General features: G+C 73.5%; 8 protein-coding genes. 5 read left to right on the top strand and 3 right to left on the bottom strand.

What is annotated here, in order from left to right; genetic code table 11:
- Positions 1–403: 403 nt before the first annotated feature.
- Complete coding sequence (locus MQV74_RS05170) at positions 404–1,042, bottom strand: TetR/AcrR family transcriptional regulator (protein WP_242714829.1); 639 nt, start codon at positions 1,040–1,042, stop codon at positions 404–406.
- Positions 1,043–1,275: 233 nt separating this feature from the next.
- On the opposite strand from MQV74_RS05170, the gene MQV74_RS05165 reads away from it, so the two are divergent.
- From MQV74_RS05165 to MQV74_RS05155, 3 genes are all read left to right on the top strand, one after another.
- On the top strand, positions 1,276–1,785 hold the full coding sequence (locus MQV74_RS05165; RefSeq protein WP_242714828.1) for a cupin domain-containing protein: 510 nt from the start codon (positions 1,276–1,278) through the stop codon (positions 1,783–1,785).
- A gap of 154 nt (positions 1,786–1,939) precedes the next feature.
- Positions 1,940–2,368 (top strand): pyridoxamine 5'-phosphate oxidase family protein, encoded by a 429-nt coding sequence (locus tag MQV74_RS05160; protein ID WP_242714827.1) that lies wholly within the window; start codon positions 1,940–1,942, stop codon positions 2,366–2,368.
- Between the two features lie 315 nt (positions 2,369–2,683).
- A complete protein-coding gene (locus tag MQV74_RS05155) occupies positions 2,684–4,543 on the top strand; it encodes a protein-arginine deiminase domain-containing protein (RefSeq protein ID WP_242728510.1) in 1,860 nt (619 codons plus the stop codon).
- 70 nt (positions 4,544–4,613) lie between these two features.
- On the opposite strand, the gene MQV74_RS05150 is transcribed toward MQV74_RS05155, so the two are convergent.
- Entirely contained in the window at positions 4,614–5,096 is a 483-nt protein-coding gene (locus MQV74_RS05150) for a helix-turn-helix domain-containing protein (RefSeq protein WP_374120585.1), read from the bottom strand.
- Between the two features lie 241 nt (positions 5,097–5,337).
- On the opposite strand from MQV74_RS05150, the gene MQV74_RS05145 reads away from it, so the two are divergent.
- Together MQV74_RS05145 and secD are read left to right on the top strand one after the other, a co-directional pair.
- The gene (locus MQV74_RS05145) at positions 5,338–5,739 is read left to right on the top strand and encodes a hypothetical protein (RefSeq protein ID WP_242714826.1); all 402 of its coding nucleotides are present in this window, start codon (positions 5,338–5,340) and stop codon (positions 5,737–5,739) included.
- Positions 5,740–5,812: 73 nt separating this feature from the next.
- Positions 5,813–8,173: a protein translocase subunit SecD gene (gene secD / locus MQV74_RS05140; protein ID WP_242714825.1), complete on the top strand. Its 2,361-nt coding sequence runs from the start codon at positions 5,813–5,815 to the stop codon at positions 8,171–8,173.
- A gap of 27 nt (positions 8,174–8,200) precedes the next feature.
- Here secD and MQV74_RS05135 read toward each other — a convergent pair whose 3' ends face one another.
- Positions 8,201–9,409: a M20 metallopeptidase family protein gene (locus MQV74_RS05135; protein WP_242714824.1), complete on the bottom strand. Its 1,209-nt coding sequence runs from the start codon at positions 9,407–9,409 to the stop codon at positions 8,201–8,203.
- Positions 9,410–9,498 lie beyond the last annotated feature (89 nt).

Here is a 9,498-nt window from a genome sequence, read left to right as displayed (position 1 = left end):
GTCCGCTCCTGTTCGTCGCATGCCGGATCGGCCCCGCTGGATCCGATCCGCCCCGCTGCTGATGCGCGAATTCCTGCAACGTGCTGTGATTTCCACCAGCTCCAGGAGTGAAGGAGCGGCAACTCACCTATACCGGCAATGGTTTTGCTTACCCCGGCGGTTCTCGGTCGATTCCGGAGAGGCGACCCCGCAAGGTCCTGGCGCACGCTCGGGGAGGTGAAGAAGAGGCAGTGCAATCGCTGTGGCCGCTGTGCTGCATGAGGCACCGCACACGGCCGGTATTCCAGGCGACCTCTGCGATGTGGCGTCCAGAGTGGCGGAAGTCCCGTCGACATGACAACGGCACCTCAGCCGCATCATTGGCCGGATTTCCCTTTGCCAGAGGGAGGTTCGGCGCCTTCGGCTACGCCTCGGGCCGCTCGTGTGCCCGCAGGGTGGGCCACAGCACGGCGACGACCCGGTCGGCGAGATCGGCCGGGGTGCTCTGCCCGGTGCGCAGGTAGTCGCCGAAGTAGCTGCCGAAGCAGAGGGTCACCACGGTGTCGAGATCGGCGTCCGCGCGCACGGCGCCCACGTCCTGGAGATGGCGCAGCGTGCGCGTGAGCTCGGCACAGCGCGGCTTGTTCCCGTGCTCGCGCATCTGCGTGAACAGCTCCGGCTCGCGCTCGGCCTCGCCCATGAAGTTGCCGTGCAGGGCCATGGCCCGCTCGTTGTGGTAGCGCGGGTCGAGGCGCCGCACGGCCTCGGTGAACGCCTCCAGCGGAGCCATCCGCTCCACGTCCATGGGCGGATAGGCCTCGCGCTGCTTGCGCAGGCCGTAGTGGAGGGCGTCCACGACGAGTTCGTACTTGTTCGCCCAGCGCCGGTACAGGGTCGGGCGCGTGACCCCGGCGTCGGCGACGACGTCGCCGATCGTCAGACGTGAGTAGCCGTCGGTGGCGAGCCGCGCCCGGGTGGCCTTGAGGATCGCCTCCTCGATCGCCGGATCCCGGGGCCTGCCGCCGGGGCGCGGTGCGGGCGCTCCCGCGTCCTTGCTGCTCATGACGTGCTCCTCCTGTCCGGGATCACCCTAACCGGCGTTCCCTCACGTGCCCCGCGAGAGAGTTTCAATCATTGACTGTAACGAAACCTGTAGGGCAGGGTGGCCCGCGTCGGACACCGCGCCACGGCTGGCCCGAAGCCCTCGATGCCTGAAGTGGTGAGCCCAAAGCCCCCTCGTGAGCGGCGACTTGAGCTCCGAGGCGCACCCCGCACCCGGTCAGGGAGGAATGCCCCATGAGCACCAGCGTCCCGCGCCTCACGGTCGTGCAGCCTGGGGAGGGCCACCACGCGCCCATCCCCGGCTTCGGCGCCGACTTCAAGCTGAGCAGCGCGGCCTCCGGGGGCCCGCTGTCCATCGTCGAGCACCCCTTCGGCGTGGGCGTGATCACCCCGGCCCACCTGCACAGCAGGGAGGACGAGTACTCCATCGTGCTGGAGGGCGAGATCGGCTTCCGCTCCGACGACGCCGAGACCGTGATCGGCCCCGGCGGCTACATCATCAAGCCCCGCGGCCAGATGCACGCGATGTGGAACGCCGGTGACACCCCCGGCCGCATCATCGAGATCATCACCCCGGGCGGCTTCGAGCGCTACTTCCAGGAACTCGCCGACCTCGTGGCCGCCAGCACGACCGACCGCGGCGCCTTCGACGCCCTTGCCGAGAAGTACGGCCTGACCTACGGCCACCCCGACTGGTTCGACGACGTCGTGCGGCGCTACGGCCTCACCCCGCCCAAGCGCTGACGGACGCGCTCCGCCGCGCCGTCCTCGCGAACACCGGCCGGAGAGGGAATCAAACGGGCTTTCGCCGGGGTAGGGATGTCGCGGCACGCCCCCGCGGCCCCGCCGTCCGGGGCGCCGGCCGCACGGTCCTGACGTACGTACGAAGGAGACGCACATGGCCCTCACACCCGAGGAGCGCGAGGAGTTCCTGGCGCAGGCGCACATCGCGGCGCTGTCCGTGGACGCGGGAGAGGAGGGGCGGGCGCCGGTCACCGTCCCGATCTGGTACCAGTACGAGCCCGGCGGCGAGATCTGGATCATGACGGGCAAGGAGTCGCGCAAGGCCCGACTGATCGCGGCGGCGGGGCGGTTCACGCTCATGGTCGAGCGCGTGGAGCCGTCCATCAGGTACGTGTCGGTGGAGGGCCCGGTCGTCGCGACGGAGCCCGCGACCCGCGAGCAGCTGCACGAGATCTCGGCCCGCTACCTCCCGGCCGACAAGGTCGACGGCTATGTGGAGCAGGCCTGGAAGGGGCACGGCGAGCAGATCGTCGTCCGGCTGCGCCCGCAGCGGTGGATGTCCTCGGACCTCGGGTCCGTCTGACGGCCGCTGTCAGGGATCTCGGGAGGGCCGCGGTCGGGGACGCCCGTCGGCCGCCCGGGGGTTCCCGGTGCCTGATATCAGCCTGTTGGTCCGGCTGTCAGTGGAAGTAAGCGCACGTGTCCCGCCCGATGCCCTCCGGTTCCGGGCAACCCGCCGCGCCCGCGCGGACTCTTCTCCAGCAGTGGCCCTCGCCGACCGACCAACCGACCAGAGGGCCCTGACAAGGAGAGGGGAACTGTGCACACGCACAGCTGGAGAAAGATAGCCCTGGCGGCCGGCGCGGCCGGGGTCCTCGTGGCGACGGGGGCCACGGCCATGGCCGACGCCGCGACCCCGGCCCCGGCGAACAAGCCCGACCTGCGCGCGGACGTCAACCGCGACGGGCGCGTGGACGTCGAGGGCGACAGCGACAGTGGCGGCGAGAACACCTGGACGCGGGAGCGCGGCGCGATCGTCCTGCCGAACATCGACGACGACGCGAAGCGCTGTCCCGTCAAGGACAGCCACGGGCGGCCCCTGTCGGACGCCAAGCTCGCCCGGTGCAACGACGCGTCGGACACCAAGGTCAACGGCGCCAAGGACGCCGCCGACCTGGCCCGGCTGCGGACCGTGCCCATGCCCGACGCGACCGCGAGCAGCCGCGGCACGGTGAAGGTGGTCGGCGCGGGCGCCAAGAAGGCCCGCCTGTTCATCCACCGCGACGGCCGCTGGACCCTGCTGAAGCCCACCGACAAGCTCACCGCGAAGGAGCTGCGCTCCGGCGTCGAGCTGGGCATCGAGGCGACCGACGTGGTGCGGGACGCCGCCCAGTGGAACGGCGACATCACCGTACGGTTCACCGTCGGCGGCGACGGCCCGTCCCGCTCCGACGACGTCGTGCTGCACACCGCGCCCGTGCTCACCCAGCACCACCTGCAGAAGGCCCAGGAAGTCCTGGTGACCAAGGTGTCGGGCCGCGACCCCTACAGCAAGGCGCAGCAGAAGTTCGTCAAGAACCTGGCGAAGCAGGTCAAGGACGCCGGCATCAGCAAGCCGCTGACCACCTTCACCAAGTACGACGACATCTGGGCGCAGGACTTCGTGGAGCCGGGCTACGCCAGCATGCCGGGCCCGGACGGCAAGCCGCGCACGATGCGGGTGCTCATCCGCTCCGCGCAGCTCGACCGCCCGGCGGGCCGCGAGCTGTTCGAGAAGCTGCGCGGCCCCGACGTCGGCGTGGTGCAGGTCGCCAAGGCCCGCGACAACGAGGAGTGGACGCTCAACTCCATGGGCAACCTGGAGACCATTCCGCCGTACAAGCTGGGGAACAAGGACTACCCCGCCGGGCGCATCATCCAGGGCTACCGCAAGGACAACGGCTCCAAGCCCGCCAAGTCCATGCGCACGTTCCTGAAGTCGCAGGGCGCCCAGGACCCGCTGCTGCTCGACACGTCCTGGCTGTCGGTCGGGCACGTGGACGAGTTCGTCCAGTTCCTGCCCGCCGACACCGAGCGCGGCTGGCGCATCGGCGTGGCCGACCCGAAGGCCGGTGTGGAACTCCTCCGCAAGGCCCAGCGCGAGGGCCACGGCGCGAAGAAGATGTTCTCGGTGCCGCGCGGCGCCGATGTCCCGGCGCCCAAGGAGACCATCGACAAGGTCCTTGGCTCCGCCAAGTTCAAGGCGGACAACAAGCTGGCCGCCGAGCGCATCGAGGCCAACGTGGCGACCCTCAAGCGCGAGACCGGCGTCACCGACGCCGAGATCGTGCGGGTCCCGGGCCTGTACGTGCGCGACGGCCAGGGAGGCAGCGGCCTGAGCAACAGCCGCAAGCTGCGCCGCCTCGGCCCGGACTCGCTGCGCAAGTTCAACCAGCTGCGCGGCGACGACAACCGTGCCGACGCGGGCGGCAAGGCCCGCACCCGGGCCGCCGCGGCCTGGCAGAACAGCGCCTACATCCCCGGCGCGGTCAACGGCGTCCTGCTCAGCCCGACCCGCTACCTCGCGCCCCAGCAGTGGGGCCCGGTCATCGGCGGCAAGGACATCTTCACCGAGGCCGTGAACTCCGTGTACGCCAAGGCCGGATTCACCACGACCTACATCGATGACTGGTACACGTACCACATCGGCATGGGCGAGGTGCACTGCGGCACCAACACGCTGCGGGACACCACCGCTCCGTGGTGGCCCAAGGCGTAACCCCGTTTTCCGGGCCCGTGGGGGCCCGCGTCCCGATGACGGACGCGGGCGCCCCACGGGCCCTTTCGCGTCAGGCGGCCAGCCGCAGTCGGCCCTGGTGCGTGCCGCCGCCCCCGAGCGGAGCGCCGCTGCTGAGCCGCGACACGGAGGCCTGCGGCGCCGTGGTGCGCGACACCAAGGACGCCCCCGGCCCGCGCAGGCCGCCGCGTGCCCGCCGCCCGGCGGACGTCAGCTCGTGGTGCGCGAGACCCAGCAGGTCGCCGAGGCCGAGGCCGAGCGCGTGCGCCGCCGCCGCGAGGACCTCCGACGAAGCCTCCTTGCGGCCCCGCTCGACCTCCGAGAGATACGGCACCGAGATCCGCGCCGCGTCCGCGACGTCCTTCAACGTGCGCTCCTGGGCCAGGCGTTCCCGGCGCAGCACGGCCCCGACGACGTCACGCCACAGGGGCTCCTTGGCGGCGGGGGCGGGCGCGGCCGGGCGCAGGGGAATGACGCGGGCGTCCCGGTCCGGCCGCGGCGGAGGGGGCGAGTCGTTCGTCGCATGGCTGGTCACGGCCTCAGCGTAGGAGCGCGGGGGGCCGCGGGGGCGATGTTCTGCCACGGGCGAAGTACGTTCTGCCGCGGGCGAAGCGGGGGAGGGGGCCGCGCGGGGCTGACGCCGCCTGGCGTTGGTGCCGCGCGGGGACTGCGGCGGGAACCTGCCCGCCCCCCGCCGCGTTGAGCGATTGGCACCCCGAACGCGGCCGTCCCGGCCGCGGGCTCCCGACGACCGCCGACCCGGCCAGGAGGCCCGCGTGCAGTACCGCGCCCGGTCCGCCCGGCTCGCCGCCTCGGTCCTCTCGGTGGTCGTCGCGGTCCTGGCGTTCGCCGTGCCGTCGCGCGCCCCCGGGGCCGTCCCGGCGGTCCCGACGGCGACAGCCGCCCCGGACCGCTCCCACAGCGAGAGCGTGGGCCCCCGCGCCCCGGACCTCCCGCGCGTCGTCCACGCGATGGTCGCGCACCCGCACCACGCGCACCTCCCGCACCCGCCGGACCCGGGCACCACGGCCGCCGACCGCGCGCCGCACCGGCCCGTCGGCGGGCCCGCCGCAGCCGCCGGAGGCGCGGCCCCGGCCCGGCAGCACGCCGACGCCGGGCCCCGGCCGCGCGGCCCACCGCCACGGATGAGCAACGACACCGTTCAGGACGCCGCCTGACGGGCGCTTCGCGCGCCCGGCCGCCGCGCCGTCCCCCTTCGTCATGCCCTCATCGTGGATGTGGAGTACACCCATGCCCCGCGCACCTCTGTGGCGGGCGATCGTCGCGCTAGTCGCCGTCGCCGCCTCACTGTTCCTCGCCCTCACCCAGTCGCCCCGCCTCGGCCTCGATCTGCGGGGCGGCACCCAGATCGTCCTGGAGACCAAGGACTCACCCACCGTCAAGGCCGACGAGGCCGCCACCCGCAGGGCCGTCGAGGTCCTGCGCCAGCGCGTCGACGCCCTCGGCGTGTCCGAGCCGAGCCTCGCCCAGGCGGGCGCCAAGCGGATCGTCGTCGAACTGCCCGGCGTACGCGACCCGCGCGAGGCCGCCGAAGTCATCGGCCGCACCGCGCAGCTGACCGTGCACCCCGTGACCGGCGCGGCCGACCGGCCCGGCAAGGCCGCGCCCGCCGCCGACGGCTCGCGCACCCTGCCCGACCCCGACCGGCCCGGCGGCCATCTGAAGCTCGGCCCGACCGCGCTGACCGGCGACGGCGTGAAGGACGCCGACGCGGTCTTGGACCAGCAGACCCTCAACGGCTGGTACGTCACCCTCGACTTCCGCTCGAAGGCCGCGGGCGACTGGGCCCGCGTCACCGGCGAGGCGGCCTGCGCGCCGCAGGACGCCCCGCAGCGGCGCGTCGCCATCGTCCTCGACGGCAAGGTCATCTCCGCGCCGGGCGTCAACGCCGACGTGCGCTGCGGCACCGGCATCACCGGCGGCAGCACCCAGATCACCGGCGGCTTCGACGAGGGCGAGGCCCGTGACCTGGCCGCCCTCGTCAAGGGAGGCGCCCTGCCGGTCCCCGTCGACGTGGTGGAACAGCGCACCGTCGGCCCGACGCTCGGCGCCGCCGCCATCGACGCGAGCACCCGGGCCGCGCTCATCGGCCTCGTCCTGACCGGCCTGTTCATCATCGTCGTCTACCGGCTCCTCGGCGCCCTCGCCACCCTCGCGCTCGCCCTGTACGGACTCATGTCGTACGCCGCGCTCCTGGCGGTGGGGGCCACCCTCACGTTGCCCGGCCTCGCCGGGTTCGTGCTGGCCATCGGCATGGCCGTGGACGCCAACGTCCTCGTCTTCGAACGCGCGCGGGAGGAGTACCTGGGCCCCCGAGCGCTCCGTCGCGACGGCGGCTCCCGCACCGCCGAAGCCCCGCGCAGCATGGCCAAGGCACTGCACACCGGCTTCACCAAGGCCTGGAGCGCCGTCGTCGACTCGAACGTCACGACGCTGCTCGCCGCGGGACTGCTGTTCTTCTTCGCCACCGGCCCGGTCAAGGGCTTCGGCGTGACCCTGTCGATCGGCGTCCTCGTGTCGATGGTCGCGTCCTTCGTCGTCACGAGGGCCCTCGCCGAGGCAGCCGTGCGCCGGCGCTTCGTCCGCGCCCGGCCCCGGCTCACCGGCCTGGCCGGCACGGGCCGCGTCCGCACCCTGCTGGCGCGGCGCAACCCCCGCCTGGTGCGCCACGGGGGCCGCTGGCTCGGTGCCAGTGCGCTCCTGGTGGCCGTGGCGGTCGCCGGGATCGTGGTGCGCGGGCTCGACCTGGGCGTCGAGTTCACGGGCGGACGCCTCGTCGAGTACAGCACCAGCCAGCGCCTGGACGCTGACACCGCCCGCGAGGCCGTCGCGGACGCGGGCTTCCCGCGCGCCGTGGTGCAGGAGTCGGGCGAGGACGACATCACGGTCCGCACCGGGGACCTCAGTGACGGCGAACAGGAGCGCATCAAGAAGGCCCTGGCGGGCCCCGGCGGCGAGGTGACCGTCGAACGCGACGAACGCATCGGCCCGAGCCTCGGCGCCGAGCTGCGCCAGAAGGCCCTGGTGGCGCTCGGCATCGCCGTCGCCGCCCAGCTGATCTATCTGAGCGTACGGTTCCGGTGGACGTTCGCGACGGCCGCCGTCACCGCGATGGTCCACGACGTGCTCCTGGTGGTCGGCCTGTTCGCCTGGCTGGGCAAGACCGTCGACAGCGTCTTCCTCGCGGCCGTGCTCACGGTCATCGGCTACTCCGTCAACGACACGGTGGTCGTGTTCGACCGGGTGCGCGAGGCGCGGCGCCGCGACCCCCGGGCCGATCTGGCGGACCTCGCCAACAAGGCCGTCCTCCGCACCCTGCCGCGCACGGTGAACACCGGCATGGGCGCGCTGTTCGTCCTGGCCGCCCTCGCCGTCCTCGGCGGCGACTCGCTCGCGGACTTCTCGCTCGCGCTGATCGCCGGTGTCGTCCTCGGCATGGCATCGACGGTGTCCGTCGCGGTGCCCGCGGCGGTCCTCCTGGAGCGGCGGAGCCCGGCGCCCCGGCGCCCGGCACACCCGCCGGAAGGCCCCCGTCCGCGCAGCCCGCTGGAGGCGAGGCGCCGCAGGAGCGGTGACGGCGCGGTGGTCTGAGGCCCGTCGCACCCGCCGTCCGCGCGGTCAGTCGCCCAGGAAGCGCAGGGCGACGGCCGCGTGGACGGCGCTCCCGACGGCCATGGCGTCCTCGTCGAACACGACCCGGTTGCAGTGGATGTCGGGCGCCTCCTCGGGCGACGTCCCCGGCGGGCAGGCGCCGAGGAAGGCCATGGCGCCGGGGACCCGTTCGAGGACGTAGGAGAAGTCCTCGGCGCCCATGACGGGCTCGGCGAGCTCGTGGACCCGGTCGGGCCCGAGCAGCGCGGTCGCGGCGGCGCGCGCGGCCGCGGTCCGGTCGGGGTCGTTGACGACGGGCGGATAGCCCTCCGGCAGTTCCACCTCGGCGGTGGCGCCGTGCGCGGCCGCGACGTGGTGCGCGACGCGGGCCACGTTCTCCCGCAGCAGCTGCCGCGTGGCGGGGGTCAACGTTCGGAGGGTGCCGTGGAGTTCGGCGGTCTCCGGGATGATGTTGGTGGTGGTGCCCGCCTCGATCTTGCCGATGGTCACCACAGCGGGGTCGAAGACGTGGACCGTGCGCGTGACCATCGTCTGCAGGGCCTGCACGATCTCGCAGGCGACCGGTACGGGGTCCAGGGCCCGGTGCGGCGCCGATGCGTGGCCGCCGCGGCCGTGGACCGTCACGTGCAGCGTGTCGTGGGCGGCGAGCGCGGGTCCTGGGCGCAGGTGCACGGTGCCGGAGTCGAGCCGGGTCGACACGTGCAGGGCGAACGCCGCGTCCGCACCGCCCTCCCCGCGGGTCCCGAGGACCCCTTCGTCGATCATGTGCCGGGCGCCGCCGTCGCCCTCCTCGCCCGGCTGGAACATGAACACGACGCGGCCGCACAGCTCCTCCCGGCGCGCGGCGAGCAGCCGGGCGGCGCCGATCAGCATCGCCGTGTGCAGGTCGTGACCGCAGGCGTGCATGGCGTCCGGCAGCTCGGACGCGAACTCCAGGCCGGTGTCCTCGCGTTGCGGCAGCGCGTCCATGTCGCCGCGCAGCAGCACCGTCCGGCCCGGGTGCGCGCCCTCCAGGGTGGCCACGACGGAGCTGAGGGCCCGCCCCGTGGTGACCGTCAGGGGCAGGCCCTCCAGGGCGGCCAGGACCGTGGCTTGCGTACGCGGCAGCCGCAGGCCGAGCTCCGGCGCGCGGTGCAGGGCGCGCCGCGTGGCCACGAGGCCGGGCAGCAGCTCACGGGCCTGGGCCAGCAGGGGCCGCGGGTCGTCGGCGGTCATGGTGTGCCACCTCCGGTGAACGGGGTGGGGCGGCGGGTGGCCGCCCCGGGCGGGCCAGAAGGCTGCCCCGCCCGGGGGGCCGTCATGCG

It is taken from the genome of Streptomyces sp. AN091965 (assembly GCF_022698285.1).
In the GTDB taxonomy this organism is placed as follows: domain Bacteria; phylum Actinomycetota; class Actinomycetes; order Streptomycetales; family Streptomycetaceae; genus Streptomyces.
Note: the sequence above shows the minus strand (reverse complement) of the source record. Positions and strands in the feature narration are given on the sequence as shown.

What these genes read in the sequence shown, in the direction of transcription:
- MQV74_RS05155 (WP_242728510.1), top strand. Translation starts at nt 2,684, where the DNA reads ATGGCCGACGCCGCGACCCCGGCCCCGGCGAACAAGCCCGACCTGCGC.
- secD (WP_242714825.1), top strand. Translation starts at nt 5,813, where the DNA reads ATGCCCCGCGCACCTCTGTGGCGGGCGATCGTCGCGCTAGTCGCCGTC.
- MQV74_RS05135 (WP_242714824.1), bottom strand. Translation starts at nt 9,409, where the DNA reads ATGACCGCCGACGACCCGCGGCCCCTGCTGGCCCAGGCCCGTGAGCTG.
- MQV74_RS05165 (WP_242714828.1), top strand. Translation starts at nt 1,276, where the DNA reads ATGAGCACCAGCGTCCCGCGCCTCACGGTCGTGCAGCCTGGGGAGGGC.
- MQV74_RS05170 (WP_242714829.1), bottom strand. Translation starts at nt 1,042, where the DNA reads ATGAGCAGCAAGGACGCGGGAGCGCCCGCACCGCGCCCCGGCGGCAGG.
- MQV74_RS05160 (WP_242714827.1), top strand. Translation starts at nt 1,940, where the DNA reads ATGGCCCTCACACCCGAGGAGCGCGAGGAGTTCCTGGCGCAGGCGCAC.